The sequence below is a fragment of the Microbispora sp. H10885 genome (assembly GCF_014161415.1).
GTDB lineage: Bacteria > Actinomycetota > Actinomycetes > Streptosporangiales > Streptosporangiaceae > Microbispora > Microbispora triticiradicis.
This window is the reverse complement of sequence record NZ_JABBWY010000004.1, coordinates 122,475-135,964: the sequence shown is the minus strand read 5'-3', so window position 1 is coordinate 135,964 and position 13,490 is coordinate 122,475. Positions and strand designations below refer to the sequence as shown.

Here is a 13,490-nt window from a genome sequence, read left to right as displayed (position 1 = left end):
GGCCGCGGGCGATAGCGTCGCGAGCGTGGACCTGGAAGCCTTCCGCATGCTGCTCGCCCCCGCCGGACGCGGGGCCCTGGACGACGCCGTGAGAATCCTCGCCGACGGCGCGGACCCGGTGGCGGCCGCGAGCGCGCTGCGCCGATCCCACTCCCCCGAGCTCACCGCCGCGGCGCTCACCCAGGCGTCGCTGCGGCGGCGTGCCGAGGCGAAGTTCGGCGCCGACGCCGCCGTCATGTACTTCACCCCGCACGGACTCGAGCAGGCCACGCGGCCCGAGGTCGCCGCCCACCGCGCCGCCAGGATCGGCGCCGCCGGGATCGGCGCGGCCGGAGTGGGGCCGGGCGTGCTCGACGTCTGCTGCGGCATCGGCGGCGACCTGCTCGCGCTGGCCCGCGCGGGATGCGGGGTGGACGCGCTGGACCTCGACCCGCTGACCGTGGAGATCGCCCGTGCCAACGTGGCGGCGCTCGGCCTGTCCTCCCTGGTGACCTTGCGTACGGCGGACGCCGCGGCGGCCGGCCCGGCGGGGTACGACCTGCTGTTCGCCGACCCGGCCAGGAGGGGGGCGAGAGGACGGACGTTCGACCCGATGGCCTACTCCCCCGCGTGGCCGGTGGTGCTCGACCTCGTCGCCCGGGCTCGCGCCGCCTGCCTGAAGACGGCCCCCGGCATTCCGTACGAGTTCATCCCGGAGGGCGCCGAGGCCGAATGGGTGTCGTACCGGGGCGAGGTGAAGGAGGCGGCCATCTGGACCGGGATGGGCACGGGCGGCCGCCGCGCCACCCTGCTGCCCTCCGGCGCCACGCTCACGGCCTCGGGCGCGGAGGCGGAGACCGGGCCGGTGAGCCGGTATCTCTACGAGCCCGACGGCGCCGCCGTACGGGCGCACCTGGTCGCCGAGGTGGCGGCCCTCGTGTCGGGCCACCTCGTCGATCCGCGCATCGCCTACATCACCGGCGATCGCCTCGTGCCCACGCCATGGGCGGCGTGTTACGAGGTCACCGACGTGATGCCGTTCTCGCTCAAACGGCTGCGCGCCGCGCTGCGCGAGCGGGGCGTCGGCACGGCGACGATCAAGAAACGCGGATCCGCGGTCGACGTCGAACGCCTGCGGAAGGACCTGCGGCTGTCCGGGAACGAGTCCGTGGTGATAGTGCTCACCCGGATCGAGGACCGGCCCTTCGCGCTGCTTTGTCAGCCTGTGACCAGCCAGAAAGGCTGAACTCCCGGCAATTCACCGGCAATCATCGCCTTTCTCAGTCCACGCCTGACGGCTGCGGGTCAGGGCCTAAAGTTGGCCGTCGGGCAGTGCCGCCTGCTCGTTCGTCTGCGCGAGACCGGGCCGAACCCACGTTTCGGCGAGCTGAAGGAGCATTCTCGGTGGAGCATTCCAGCCACAACCTCCTCCAGGCGGGCAGCCAGACCGCCATCTCCGACCGGATGCGCGAACTGCTCGCCCGGGCGGCCCAGGACCACGTCTACGAGCAGCGGACGCAGGGCGCCGCGCTCGACGACATCCGCCAGCGGCTTGAGGGCATGGAATGGCTGCTCCGCGAGGTGCGTGAGCGTGAGCTCGGCGGCCTCGGCGCGGCGCTGGAGGCGATCACGCAACGGCTCGACGACCTGGCGGCCCGGCCGCCGGCCTGGGCCGAAGGTCTCGCCCGGCACGTGGAACTGCTGCGCGGCCACGTGGAGGAGGCCGGTGGCCGGACGCAGGGGCTGGCCGACCGGATGACGGAGTTCGCGCACCGGCTCGGCAAGTTCCAGGGCGGCATGGAGGCGGCCGCCGGGCGCTTCACCCGGCTCGACAAGGCCCTCACCTCGCTCACCGAGCGGACCGAACGGCTGGAGGCCGTGGTGATCGAGCGGCTGGACGGCGTGACCGCCACCGTGGCCGGGCTGAGCGCCGGAGTGGGAGACGTCGCGGCGGGCGTGGACGAGACGAGCACGACCCTGGCGGGCATGAACGCCGACCTCACCCTCACGGCGGGGGCGGTGGCGCCGCTCGCGGAGGCGGTGCGGAGCAGGCCCGACCGCGAGCAGATCGCCGAGACCGTCTCGGACGCGGTCACCCGCGCCATGGAGCCCGCACACGGCGACGTGGCCCGCCGGCTGGCCGCGCTGGAGGAGACCATGCTGGCGCTCGCGGAGGTCCTGCTACGCCCCGCTCACAGCTCTGCTCACGGCCCCGCCCACGGTCACACCCGCGACCGCACCGACTGACCCCGCCGTCTCTCAGACGTGGACGACGGTGATCGGGAGGGACGAGTCGGCCGGGATCCGCAGCGTCGAGGGCGAGGCTCCGGCCGCGACCAGGTCGGCGCCGAGCGCCGCCACCATCGCGCCGTTGTCCGTGCACAGGCCCGGCCGCGGCACCCGCAGGCGCACCCCCGCCGCGTCGCAGCGCTCCTGGGCCAGCGCCCGCAGCCGCGAGTTGGCCGCCACGCCACCCCCGATCAGCAGGTCCTTCACGTCGTAGCGGGCACACGCCTGCAGCGCCTTACGGGTGAGCACGTCCACGACCGCCTCCTGGAAGGACGCGGCGACGTCGGCCACCGGCACCGGCTCGCCCGACGCCTCGCGGGCCTCGACCCACCGGGCGACGGCCGTCTTCAGGCCGGAGAAGGAGAAGTCGAGCGTGCCGTCGTCGTACTTGCCACGCGGGAAGGCCATCGCCGAGCCCGAGCCCTCGCGGGCCGCCCGGTCGATGTACGGCCCGCCGGGGAACGGCAGTCCCAGCACCCGGGCCACCTTGTCGAACGCCTCGCCCGCCGCGTCGTCCACGGTCGAGCCGAGCGAGATCACGTCCTGCGCGACGTCCGGCACGAGGAGCAGCGAGGAGTGCCCGCCCGACACCAGCAGCGCGATCGCGGGCTTGGGCAGCGGTCCGTGTTCGAGCTGGTCGACGGCGACGTGCGCGGCGAGGTGGTTCACCCCGTAGAGCGGGACGCCGAGGCCCAGCGCGTACGCCTTGGCGGCGGCCACGCCGACCAGCAGCGCCCCCGCGAGACCCGGGCCCGCCGTCACGGCGACCGCGTCGATGTCGGAGAACCGCAGCCCGGCGGCGGCCAGCGCGCTCTCGACCGTCGGCGTCATCGCCTCCAGGTGCGCCCGTGAGGCCACCTCGGGCACCACCCCGCCGAACCGGGCGTGTTCGTCCATGCTGGAGGCGATGGTGTTGGCCAGCAGCGTGTGGCCGCGGACGATGCCCACGCCCGTCTCGTCGCAGGACGTCTCGATCCCCAGCACGATCGGCTCGTCGCGCCCCATAATGACCGCTCCCTTTATTTTTCCCCGCCCGCTCCGCAGTCCGGACACCGGCGCGCCTCGCCGGATCACTCGCTGGTCGCAAGGTCCTTCGTCATCGTGATGGCGTCCGTTCCGTCCTCGTAGTAGCGCCTTCGCAGGCCGAGGCGGCGGAAGCCGAACCGCTCGTACATCGCCTGTGCCGGGGGGTTGTCCGCCCGCACCTCAAGGAACACCGAGGTCGCGCCACGCCGCGCCGCCTCGGCGAGCAGCCCGTCCATCAGCGCGGCGCCGACGCCGGCGCGGCGGTGCGCGGCGAGGACGGCGATCGTCTGCACGTCCGCCTGGTCGGCCGCCACCGCGAGCCCGGCGTACCCCACGACGCGCCCGTCCACCTCGGCGACGAGGTAGTGCCGGGTGCGCGGCTGGTCGCGCAGCTCGCCCCGCATCATGGCCTCGCTCCAGGCGTCCGCCGGGAACGTGGTCCGCTCGATCTCCATGACGGCGGGCAGGTCCTCGGCGGTCATCTGACGCAGGACGGCCTCCGCCTGCCTCACGGCGTTCTCCCGGCGCGGGTCACGCCGTCACCCGCTTCGGCGCGCCGGGCACCTGCGCGTCGGGACGCCGGAGGTAGATGGGCCGCGGCGGGCCGAGCACGGAGAGCTCCCGCGCCTTCTCGACGGAGTCGACGCGCCCCTCGGGCACGCGGGCGATCTCGGCCGCCTCCTCCTCGCTCAGCGTGGCGAGGCGCCCGGCCGCCAGGGCCGCGAGCGCTCCGGCCGACGGGTGCAGCGGACCGCGTGTCCGGTCGGCGCCGATGACGTCCGCGTACATGGCGCCGCCCGCGCCGATCACCGGCAGTTCGCCGGGCAGGTCGTGCGGCCGGTCCACGCGCGGCCCGCCGAGCCGCGTGCGCGGGTCGCCGTACCGGGCCCAGAAGACCTCCTTGCGGCGCGCGTCGGTCGCGACCAGGAAGGGCCCGCTCTCCTCCACGGCGTACGCGAGGGCGTCGAGCGTGCACACCCCGAACGCCGGAACGCCCGCGGTCAGCGCCAGCGCCGTCGCCGTCATCAGGCCGACCCGCAGGCCGGTGTACGGCCCGGGCCCGGTCCCCGCGACGATGGCGGTGACGTCCCTGAGCGTCGCCCCTGACTCACTCAGGACCTGCTCGACGGCGGGCGCGAGAAGCTCCCCGTGCCGCCGCGCGTCGATCGTCGTCGACTCTGCCACCACTCGCTCGCCGTCGTGCAGCGCGGCGGTGACGGCGGGAGTGGCGGTGTCGAAGGCCAAGACAAGCACGAAGGTCAAGCGTAGTCGCTCTGCGCAGGCGCCCGGACACCCGTCAGGCGGAGCGGACCAGGGAGGCGTAGACGATGACGTTGTCGCGGTACTCGTGCTGTTTCCAGTCGAAGTCGCCGCCGCAGGTGATCAGGCGCAGGCCGTCCTCGGTGTAGACGCGCTCGGCCGGGAAGTCGTTCTTGGGCACGCGCTCCACGGAGTCCACGCGGTAGGAGGCGGTCTTGCCGTCGCTGCGCACCACCTTGACGACCGCGCCCTCACGCAGGTCGCGCAGGCGGTAGAAGACGGCGGGAGCGGTCTTGGTGTCCACATGGCCGATGATCACGGAGGCGCCGGGGTCGCCCGGCACGGCGCTGCCGGTGTACCAGCCCGCCGTGGCCGGCTTGTCGAACGGCGGCAGCTCCACGTCGCCCTCGTCGGAGAGGCCGAGCTTCATCAGCGGCGCCTTGAGGCGCAGCGCCGGGATGTCGATCCGCTTGGGGACGACGGAGGTCCTGACCTCCGCCTGGTCGCCCGTGTCCCCGCCCCCGGTGATCACGGCGAAGACGAGCCCGGTGACCACCCCGGCGACGATCACCCCCCGGGTGGACAGCGCCAACGTCAGGCTCCGGAGCGCCTGCGGGCCACCCCGACGCCGACGCCGAGCGCGGCCAGCAGCACGACGACGGTGACGCCCACCGGCGGGCCGGACGCGTCCTCGGGGCCTCCGGCGGCCGTGCCGCCGCCGCCCGCGTGCGGGGCCCTGGTGGGAATCCTCGTGTGGTCCTCGGTGCGGTCGGGCTCATCCTGCGGCGCGACGATCCGGAACGACGCCTCGCCGACGTCGTTGGTGGCCTCGCAGCGGACCTGCACGCGGTAGCCGCCCGGCTTCGCGCCGGACCGTACGGTGGCGCTGCCGGTCACCAGCGGCATGGCGGTGGCCGAGGCCGGGGTGCCGGACTTCGCCGGCGGCGGCACCAGCGTGACGAGCCCCGTGAACGCGTCGGAACGCGCGGTCGCGCGGTATTCGGGACCGCCCTCCGACAGAGGGCAGCGGGCGGTGACGCGGACGCTCCTGGTCGCGCCTCCGGTGATCCGCTTCGGCTCGATCGTCACCCGGACGTCCTGCCGCGCGATCGAGACGAGCGGCGTCGGCAGGGCCGGGGTCAGCGTCATGGTCGGTTCGGCCTGCACCGAGGCCTGCGCGGTGCAGCCCATCGCCCCGACCATGAGGGCTCCCGCGACGGCGACCTGCGTGACCCTGCTCAACGGCACACCTCTTCCACCCAGGTCCCTTACCCAGAAAATCCTGACCGATTCATGACCGAGGATCTTCCGTCGCCCCGATGATCCACAGGATCGCGGACGGGCGTCAAGGACTGCGCGGCGGACCGGTCTGAATCGTGCACGGGCGACGCCCGGCTTGTCCCCGGGCGTCCTTGTCGCACGTCAGAGTCTGGGTTGCGGTCGTTTGTGGCGAGAACGGCCGCGCTCGGCGGAGGCGGCTCAGGCGAGGGAGACGGCGGACCACCGCGGGCCCACGCCGGACAGCCGTACGAGCCGCTCCTCGCCCTCGTCGCCGCGCTCGATGTGGACCTCCAGGCGGTCCTCCGACAACCCCTCGACCAGGCCCTCGCCCCACTCGACCACGGTGACCGACTCCTCCAGCGAGGCGTCGAGATCGAGGTCGTCCACCTCGGGGAAGCCGCCGAGCCGGTAGGCGTCCACGTGCACCAGCGCCGGCCCGCCCGACAGGGACGGGTGGACCCTGGCGATCACGAAGGTGGGCGAGGTGATCGGCCCGCGCACCTTGAGGCCCTCCGCGAGGCCCTGCACCAGGGTGGTCTTCCCCGCGCCGAGCGGCCCGCTCAGCACGACCAGGTCTCCCGGCCCGAGCAGCGCGGACAGCCGCGCGCCCAGCGTCCGCGTCTCCTCGGCGGTCACGGCCCGGAACTCGGCGGGCCGGATCCCATCGGCCCGGAATCCAGCGGCCCCGGACCCAGCGGTCCGGACCTCGTCGGCCCGGGACTCACCCGTGGTCACGCGTTCCCCCTCTCTGCTCGCTTCAGCAGCTCGCGCAGCGCCTCGTTCACGGCGTCGGGCCGTTCGAGCTGCACGAGATGCGAGGTCTCCGGCACCGTGGTGAGCTGCGCGGTCGGCACGGCGGCCGCGATCGCCCTGCTGTGGTCGAGCGGCGTCAGCCAGTCGCGGTCACCGACGATTATGGCGGTCGGCACCTTGTTCAGCACGTCGAGCGCGGTCAGCTTGTCGTGCGACATGAGCGCCGGATAGAAGTCCGCGATCACCTCGGAGGGCGTGGCCCGGATCATCGACTCGACGAAGTCCACGACGGTCGGGCTGACGCTCCTGGAGTCGCCGAACGCGAGGTGGCGCAGCGCGAGGAACGACAGGTCGGTGCCGGCCTGCCGGCCGCGGTCGACGAGCGCGCCGCTCCGGCGCATGACCGAGACGGCGGGCGGCACCGCGAGGTTGACCATCTTGGAGACCAGGGCGGGCAGGCCCAGGGTGAGCTCGGCGAGCTTGCCGGCCGAGGTCGCGATCAGCGACACACCGCGGATCTTGTCGCCGAACAGCTCCGGCTGCCGCTCCGCCAAGGCCATGATCGTCATGCCGCCCATCGAGTGGCCGACCACCACGCAGGGCCCGGGGACGAGCTCGTCGAGCACCAGCGCGAGGTCCTCGCCGAGCCGCTCGATCGTGCAGTCGCTCGCGGGCGCGCGGGCCGACAGCCCGTGGCAGCGCTGGTCCCACATCACCAGGCGGTAGGAGTCGCGCAGGACGCGCCGCTGGTAGTGCCAGGAGTCGGAGGACAGGCAGTAGCCGTGGCACAGCACCACGGTCAGCGGTGCGTCCTCCACACCGTCGATCTCGGCGTGGATCTGGACGCCGTCGGAGGTGGTGAGCGTCACCGGCCGTCCGCGCAGCTCGCCGAAGGGCTCGCCCGCCTCCAGGTCGGGCCGTAGGCGGATGCGGCCCACGGCGTACCTCTTGGCGAGCGTGGCCGCCGCCACCCCCGCCGACGCCGCGCCGAAGACCGCGCCGGCGATCCCGACCTTGCGACGTGTGCTCATGCCTGCCCTCCTCGCAGCCGCATGCTCAGCGTCCGTCCGTGTGGACGCGAGGCACGCGGGATCCGATCCTCGTCACGATCTCATGAGTAATCGTGCCCAGGGAATCCGCCCACTCCTGACAAGTCGGCTCGCCGTCGTCGCCGGGGCCGAAAAGGATCACTTCGTCCCCCGATTCCGCCGCGTCGTCGCCGAGGTCGATGACGAACTGGTCCATGCACACCCGGCCGGCGATTCGCCGCCGCCGGCCCGCCGCGAGTACCTCCGCCCGGTTGGTCCCGTTTCGCAGGATGCCGTCCGCATACCCGAGAGGAACGAGGCCAAGCGTGGTCCACCGGTCGGTGACGTACAGGTGCCCGTACGACACGCCCGTCCCGGGGGTGACCCGCTTCACGCTCGCGAGCCTGGCCGTGAGGGTCATCGCGGGCCGGAGCCCGAAGTCGCCCAGCTCGGGGATCGGGCTCAGCCCGTAGATCGCGATGCCGGGGCGGACCATGTCGTACCTCGCCTGCGGCAGCGTGACGGCCGCGGCGGAGTTGGCGATGTGCCGGACGGCGTCGCCCGGCACCCCGGCCTTGTCCGCGACGGCGAGCGCCTCGTCGAACGCGGCGAGCTGGGCGTCGACGGAGGGATGGCCGGGGATGTCGGCGCACGCGAGGTGCGACCAGACGCCCGCGATCTCGACGGCGCCGCTCGCCCGCGCGGCGAGGGCGTGCTCGACCAGCCACGGCCAGTCGGCGACGGTGGCGCCGCCCCGGGAGATGCCGGTGTCGATCTTCAGGTGCACCCGGGCGGTGCGCCCCGTCCGGCGGGCGGCCGCGACGATCTCGTCCACGACCCAGGGGGCGCCGGCGGACAGGTCGACGTCCGCGAGCAGCGCCGCGTCCAGCGGCTCGCCCGGTGTGATGAGCCACGACATGACCGGCGCCGTGATCCCCGCCTCGCGCAGCGCCAGCGCCTCGCGCACGAAGGCGGTGCCGAGCCGGGCCGCGCCCGCCTCCAGGCACGCCTTCGCGACCGGCACCAGGCCGTGCCCGTACGCGTCGGCCTTGACCACGGCCATCATCTCGGCGCCGCCCGCACGCTCGGCCAGCAGCCGCACGTTGTGCCTGATCGCGGACAGATCGACCCGTGCCTCAGCCGGGGTGGCCGCACCCGCCGTCGAGAAGCTCATTTTCCCAGTGTGTCAGGTGGACCCGGGTGGATGCGCCGATGGACACCGCACGTCAGAGCATGCGCAGGGCCTCGGGGATCGCCTCGGCGACGTCGAGGGCGGCGATCGGAGCCTCCCCGCGCCTCCCGTCGCCTCCGCCGTATCCGCCCGCGGCGCCGCCCCTGGCGGCGATGCGCGCGGCCAGGCCGTGGACGTACGCGGCGCACGAGGCCGCGTCGTATCCGGACAGGCCGGCGGCGAGCAGGGCGCCCGTGATCCCGGACAGGACGTCGCCGGTGCCGCCTGTGGCGAGCCAGGGCGTCCCGGTGGTGTTGACCCGCACCGGCCGGTGCTCCTCCGCGACGAGGGTGGTGGAGCCCTTCAGCAGCACCGTCGCCCCCAGCTCCGCGGCGGCCCGCCGCACGTGGTCGAGCCGCGCGGCCTCGATGCGCTCCCTCGGCACGCCGAGCAGCCGCGACAGCTCGCCGGCGTGCGGCGTCAGCACCGTGGGGGCGGTCCTGCGCAGCAGCGTCCGGTCCTTGGCGACCAGCGTGAGCCCGTCGGCGTCCACCAGCACCGGCACGTCGGCCGCGAGCACGGCGCGGGCCACGGCGTGCGCCTCAGGGCCGGTGCCGAGCCCGGGCCCGAGCACCCACGCCTGCACCCTGCCCACCTCGTCCAGCAGGCCCTCCGGCGCCGAGGGGTCCAGCACGGTCGTGACCGCCTCGGGCCAGCGGGCCCGGACCAGCCGCACCGGCTCGGCCGTGCTCGCGAAGCGGACCATGCCCGCGCCGGCGCGCACCGCGCCGCCGGCCGAGAGCACGGCGGCTCCCGTGTACGTGTCGCTGCCCGCGGCGATCCCGACGACCCCTCGGCGGTACTTGTCGCTCTCCGCGCCCGGCCGGGGCAGCAGACCGGCCACGTCGTCGGCGGTCGGCGCGGCCACCTCGGGGTCCGGCAGGTGCGGCCCGAGGCCGATGTCCACGAGCTCGACCGATCCCGCGTGGGAGGCACCCGGATCGACGAGCAGACCGGCCTTGTAGGCCCCGAACGTCACCGTCAGGTGTGCGCGGACCGCCGGTCCCTCGACCCGTCCGCTGCTCGCGTCCACCCCGCTCGGCACGTCGACCGCCACGACGAGACCGGCGGCCCCGGCGGTCAGCTCGGCGAGCGTGCCGTACGGCTCCCGCAGCGCCCCGCCGCCCCCGATGCCGACGAGGCCGTCGAGCACGACGTCGGCCCGCGCGAGCAGGTCACCGGCCCGCGCGGCGTCGAAGGGGCGCGCCCGGCCGCCGGCCGCGAGCAGCGCGGCGAGGCCGCCCTCGTGGGCGCGTGAGCCGGCCAGCACGGCCTCCACCCGGGCTCCCCTGCTCGCCAGGCGGGCCCCGGCGTACAGGGTGTCGCCGCCGTTGTCCCCGCCGCCGGCCAGCAGCGCCACGTGGGAGCCGTACACCCGGCCGCGCACGCCCTGGAGCAGGTTGGCGCAGACCATGGCGAGCCCGGCGGCGGCCCGGCTCATGAGGGTCCCCTCGGGGAGCCCCGCCATCAGCGCCGTCTCGGCGGTCCGGATCTGGTCGGAGGTGTAGGCGGTCCGCATGCGTCCGACCGTAGCCTCCCGCGACCCCGATCGCGATCACCGGGCGAGCCACCGCACGCCCGGGACGGCGGGCACGGACAGCGGGACGGCGGGCACGGACAGGAGAACGGGCCGCCACCGCACGGGCGGCGGTCTCTCAGACGGTCAGGCCATGCCGCTCGGCCCATGCGCCGATCGCCGCGGCGATGGCCTCGGGCCGGTCCTCCGGCGCGTGATGGCCGGCCGGGCCGCAGTGCTCGACCTCCAGCCCCGCGATGTTCTCCGCACACCACGCGGCCGTCTCCGGCCCGATGAGCAGGGTCGGGGAGGAGTCGAAGGTGAGCAGCAGCTTGGGGACGTCGTGGCTGCTCGCGAGCCACCCTCCGTACTTCTCGACGCGCTCGGCGACGTCGGCCGGCTCGCCGTCGAGCGGCATCGAGCGCGCCCACTCCAGCAGCGGGCGGCGGCTCTCCCGCGTGGGATAGGGCTCCAGGTAGGGCCGCATGTCCTCCGCGCCTAGGGGCGTCAGCACTCCTCCGGTGAAGGCGGTCTCCACCAAGAAGTTCCGGTCGAGCACCAGCGACTCGCCCCCGGGGCCGCGGATGGTCTCCGCGCGGGCGCGGGGCGCCTCCCCGAGCTCGCTCCACGACATCGGCCGCACGATCGTCTCGAAGAAGGCGACGCCGCGGACGCGGCCAGGGTGGCGGGCCGCCCAGTCGAAGGCGAGCGACCCACCCCAGTCGTGCCCGACGAGGATCACGTCCTCCAGCCCCAGCCGCTCGAACCACGCGTCGAGGTAACGGGCGTGGTCCGCGAACCGGTACGGCACCGCGGGCTTGCCCGAGCGGCCCATGCCGATGAGGTCGGGGGCGAGCAGGCGGGCGCCGGCGCGGATCCGGGGCAGGACCTCGCGCCACAGGTGGGACGAGGAGGGGTTGCCGTGCAGGAAGACGACAGGAGCACCACTGCCGGTCTCCTCGAAGTACATCTCCGAATCGAGCACCTTGATCGAAGGCATGGAGATCCTCGGCTTTCGTTCGTCTGACTAACGTTAGTAACACGAACAGATTAAACCGTTAGTCGGACTAACACAATCGGTAGGATGGCCGCATGAGCAGCAGCGAGCCCGACCCGGCCTCCCCCACGGCCCCGCCCATGGACGGGAGGACCGGACCCGCCCGGTTGCGGGGTCTGCCGACCCGCCTTCTGTCGCTGGCGGCGACGCACTCGGACCGGCTCGTCAACGAAGGGCTCGCCGCCGCCGACGCCCGCAAGTGGCACTACGCCGTGCTCGCGACGCTGGAGGAGTCCGGCCCGGCCAGCCAGGCCGAACTGAGCCGCCGCACCGGCATCTACCGCAGCGACCTGGTCGCCGTCATCAACGAACTGACCGATCGGGGCCTGGTGGAGCGTGCGCCGGACCCCGGCGACCGGCGCCGCAACGTCATCACGGTGACCGAGCGGGGACGCGCCCGCTTCGCCCGGCTCGACGAGCTGATCACCGAGCTCGAAGACGTGGTGCTGGCCCCTCTCAGCCGGCCCGAACGCGACCAGCTCGCCGGGCTGCTCGCCCGTCTGGTGGACCACCACGGACGCCGGGACGGGTGACGGCGCCGCGAGAGGCCTCGGGCTCCCGCTCAGGGCTCCTGTTCAGGACCTCCGCTCGGGACCTCCGCTCGGCACAACCGCTTAGGACTTCCGGCCAGGGTTTCGTGCGCCTGGCTTCCTCGCGGCTCGCGCTCAGGACTCGGCGATCACGTAGGCGACGGCCATGCCGCCGTCGTGCGACAGGGAGACGTGCCACCGGCGCACGCCGAGGCCGCGCGCCACCTCGGCGGCCCTGCCGGTGAGCCGCACCTCGGGACGGCCGTGCGCGCCGCGCACCACCTCCGCGTCGAGGTGCCCCAGGCCCGGCGGGCCCCCGAGCGCCTTGGCGACCGCCTCCTTGGCGGCGAACCGCGCCGCCAGCGACTCCGGCGGCAGGACGGCCTCGGCCTCGGTGAACAGACGGCGCCGCAGGCCGGGCGTGCGCTCCAGCGCCGCGCGCAGACGCGCGACGTCGACCACGTCCACCCCGATGCCCACGATCACCCCGCCAGCGTACGGGGCGTCATTCCTTCCCCGTCACGCGCGAAAGTAATCCATCGATTTTTGTCCACAGCCTGTGCACGACCCCGCGCGGACGCGCTGCACGGCCGTGGCTACGCTTGCCGACGTGGCAGATGGGGACCCGTACGTCGAGCTCAGCCGGGAGCAATGGCGTGACCTGCGCAGGAACACGCCGCTCACGCTCACCGAGGCGGAGCTGCGGGAGCTGCGCGGCGTCCACGACCCGATCGACCTGTCCGAGGTCACCGACGTGTACCTGCCGCTCACCCGGCTGCTCAACCTGCACTTCACCGGTTCGCGGCAGCGCGGCGCCGCCGTCGGCGCGTTCCTCGGCGAACACGGGACGCCCCCGCCGTACGTGCTGGGCATCGCGGGCAGCGTCGCGGTCGGCAAGTCGACCACGGCGCGGCTGCTGCACGCGCTGCTCGCCCGCTGGCCCGAGCACCCCCGCGTCGACCTGATCACCACCGACAGCTTCCTCCACCCCAACAAGGTGCTGGAGGAGCGCGGCATCATGCACCGCAAGGGCTTCCCGGAGAGCTACGACCGGCGGGCACTGGTGGGCTTCGTGGCCGACGTGAAGGCGGGCCGTCCCTCGGTCGAGGCGCCCGTCTACAGCCACCTGGAGTACGACATCGTGCCCGGCGCGACCCACGTCGTCGACCGGCCGGACATCCTGATCGTGGAAGGGCTCAACGTCCTGCAGCCCGCGCCGCCGGACGCCCTCGCCGTCTACGACTACTTCGACTTCTCCATCTACGTGGACGCCCGGATGGAGGACATCCGCACCTGGTACGTCGAGCGCTTCCACAAACTGCGCCGTACGGCCTTCGCCGACCCGAAGTCCTACTTCCGGCACATCGCGGCGCTCTCGCACGAGGAGGCGACCACGTTCGCCGAGAACGTCTGGCGGGACATCAACGAGCGCAACCTGGTGGAGAACATCGCGCCGACGCGCGAGCGGGCCGGCCTGATCCTCCACAAGGGCTCCGACCACTCGGTCACCCACGTACGGCTCCGCCGTACCTGATAATCG

At 73.8% G+C, this 13,490-nt stretch carries 15 protein-coding genes; 4 read left to right on the top strand and 11 right to left on the bottom strand.

Features of this window, described 5'->3' with window-relative positions; all coding sequences use genetic code 11:
- Positions 1 to 25: 25 nt before the first annotated feature.
- Together HHX37_RS11940 and HHX37_RS11935 are read left to right on the top strand one after the other, a co-directional pair.
- Positions 26 to 1,225: a class I SAM-dependent methyltransferase gene (locus HHX37_RS11940; RefSeq protein WP_310740340.1), complete on the top strand. Its 1,200-nt coding sequence runs from the start codon at positions 26 to 28 to the stop codon at positions 1,223 to 1,225.
- A gap of 158 nt (positions 1,226 to 1,383) precedes the next feature.
- Positions 1,384 to 2,226, top strand: a complete 843-nt coding sequence (locus HHX37_RS11935) for a hypothetical protein (RefSeq protein WP_182885431.1) — start codon at positions 1,384 to 1,386, stop codon at positions 2,224 to 2,226.
- A 12-nt stretch (positions 2,227 to 2,238) separates the two neighbouring features.
- Here the strand turns inward: HHX37_RS11935 and tsaD are convergent, their stop codons facing one another.
- The 10 genes from tsaD to HHX37_RS11885 all read right to left on the bottom strand — a co-directional run bounded on the left by tsaD (position 2,239) and on the right by HHX37_RS11885 (position 11,363).
- A complete protein-coding gene (gene tsaD, locus HHX37_RS11930; protein WP_182874065.1) occupies positions 2,239 to 3,273 on the bottom strand; it encodes a tRNA (adenosine(37)-N6)-threonylcarbamoyltransferase complex transferase subunit TsaD in 1,035 nt (344 codons plus the stop codon).
- A gap of 65 nt (positions 3,274 to 3,338) precedes the next feature.
- Positions 3,339 to 3,806 carry a ribosomal protein S18-alanine N-acetyltransferase gene (gene rimI, locus HHX37_RS11925; protein WP_396699482.1) on the bottom strand — a complete coding sequence of 156 codons (468 nt, stop codon included), beginning with the start codon at positions 3,804 to 3,806 and terminating at the stop codon, positions 3,339 to 3,341.
- Positions 3,807 to 3,825: 19 nt separating this feature from the next.
- Positions 3,826 to 4,548: a tRNA (adenosine(37)-N6)-threonylcarbamoyltransferase complex dimerization subunit type 1 TsaB gene (gene tsaB / locus HHX37_RS11920; RefSeq protein WP_182885430.1), complete on the bottom strand. Its 723-nt coding sequence runs from the start codon at positions 4,546 to 4,548 to the stop codon at positions 3,826 to 3,828.
- Positions 4,549 to 4,591: 43 nt separating this feature from the next.
- Complete coding sequence (locus HHX37_RS11915; RefSeq protein ID WP_111699868.1) at positions 4,592 to 5,146, bottom strand: class F sortase; 555 nt, start codon at positions 5,144 to 5,146, stop codon at positions 4,592 to 4,594.
- A gap of 2 nt (positions 5,147 to 5,148) precedes the next feature.
- Positions 5,149 to 5,796 (bottom strand): hypothetical protein, encoded by a 648-nt coding sequence (locus HHX37_RS11910; RefSeq protein ID WP_182885429.1) that lies wholly within the window; start codon positions 5,794 to 5,796, stop codon positions 5,149 to 5,151.
- Between the two features lie 237 nt (positions 5,797 to 6,033).
- Complete coding sequence (gene tsaE / locus HHX37_RS11905; protein ID WP_182885661.1) at positions 6,034 to 6,495, bottom strand: tRNA (adenosine(37)-N6)-threonylcarbamoyltransferase complex ATPase subunit type 1 TsaE; 462 nt, start codon at positions 6,493 to 6,495, stop codon at positions 6,034 to 6,036.
- Between the two features lie 71 nt (positions 6,496 to 6,566).
- Positions 6,567 to 7,619 (bottom strand): alpha/beta fold hydrolase, encoded by a 1,053-nt coding sequence (locus tag HHX37_RS11900; RefSeq protein WP_182879643.1) that lies wholly within the window; start codon positions 7,617 to 7,619, stop codon positions 6,567 to 6,569.
- 25 nt (positions 7,620 to 7,644) lie between these two features.
- Positions 7,645 to 8,790: an alanine racemase gene (alr, locus tag HHX37_RS11895; RefSeq protein WP_182885428.1), complete on the bottom strand. Its 1,146-nt coding sequence runs from the start codon at positions 8,788 to 8,790 to the stop codon at positions 7,645 to 7,647.
- A gap of 52 nt (positions 8,791 to 8,842) precedes the next feature.
- Positions 8,843 to 10,366, bottom strand: a complete 1,524-nt coding sequence (locus HHX37_RS11890) for an NAD(P)H-hydrate dehydratase (RefSeq protein ID WP_182885427.1) — start codon at positions 10,364 to 10,366, stop codon at positions 8,843 to 8,845.
- A 136-nt stretch (positions 10,367 to 10,502) separates the two neighbouring features.
- Positions 10,503 to 11,363, bottom strand: coding sequence for a haloalkane dehalogenase (locus tag HHX37_RS11885; RefSeq protein WP_182885426.1), 861 nt, complete (start codon positions 11,361 to 11,363; stop codon positions 10,503 to 10,505).
- 92 nt (positions 11,364 to 11,455) lie between these two features.
- Between HHX37_RS11885 and HHX37_RS11880 the strand changes: the two genes are divergently transcribed.
- Positions 11,456 to 11,953, top strand: a complete 498-nt coding sequence (locus HHX37_RS11880) for a MarR family winged helix-turn-helix transcriptional regulator (protein WP_182885425.1) — start codon at positions 11,456 to 11,458, stop codon at positions 11,951 to 11,953.
- A gap of 132 nt (positions 11,954 to 12,085) precedes the next feature.
- On the opposite strand, the gene HHX37_RS11875 is transcribed toward HHX37_RS11880, so the two are convergent.
- On the bottom strand, positions 12,086 to 12,436 hold the full coding sequence (locus tag HHX37_RS11875; RefSeq protein ID WP_111699875.1) for a holo-ACP synthase: 351 nt from the start codon (positions 12,434 to 12,436) through the stop codon (positions 12,086 to 12,088).
- Between the two features lie 124 nt (positions 12,437 to 12,560).
- Here HHX37_RS11875 and coaA point away from each other — a divergent pair, with 124 nt between their 5' ends.
- The gene (gene coaA, locus HHX37_RS11870) at positions 12,561 to 13,484 is read left to right on the top strand and encodes a type I pantothenate kinase (RefSeq protein ID WP_310740339.1); all 924 of its coding nucleotides are present in this window, start codon (positions 12,561 to 12,563) and stop codon (positions 13,482 to 13,484) included.
- Positions 13,485 to 13,490 lie beyond the last annotated feature (6 nt).

What these genes read in the sequence shown, in the direction of transcription:
- tsaD (WP_182874065.1), bottom strand. Translation starts at nt 3,273, where the DNA reads ATGGGGCGCGACGAGCCGATCGTGCTGGGGATCGAGACGTCCTGCGAC.
- HHX37_RS11900 (WP_182879643.1), bottom strand. Translation starts at nt 7,619, where the DNA reads ATGAGCACACGTCGCAAGGTCGGGATCGCCGGCGCGGTCTTCGGCGCG.
- alr (WP_182885428.1), bottom strand. Translation starts at nt 8,790, where the DNA reads ATGAGCTTCTCGACGGCGGGTGCGGCCACCCCGGCTGAGGCACGGGTC.
- HHX37_RS11890 (WP_182885427.1), bottom strand. Translation starts at nt 10,366, where the DNA reads ATGCGGACCGCCTACACCTCCGACCAGATCCGGACCGCCGAGACGGCG.
- HHX37_RS11885 (WP_182885426.1), bottom strand. Translation starts at nt 11,363, where the DNA reads ATGCCTTCGATCAAGGTGCTCGATTCGGAGATGTACTTCGAGGAGACC.
- HHX37_RS11880 (WP_182885425.1), top strand. Translation starts at nt 11,456, where the DNA reads ATGAGCAGCAGCGAGCCCGACCCGGCCTCCCCCACGGCCCCGCCCATG.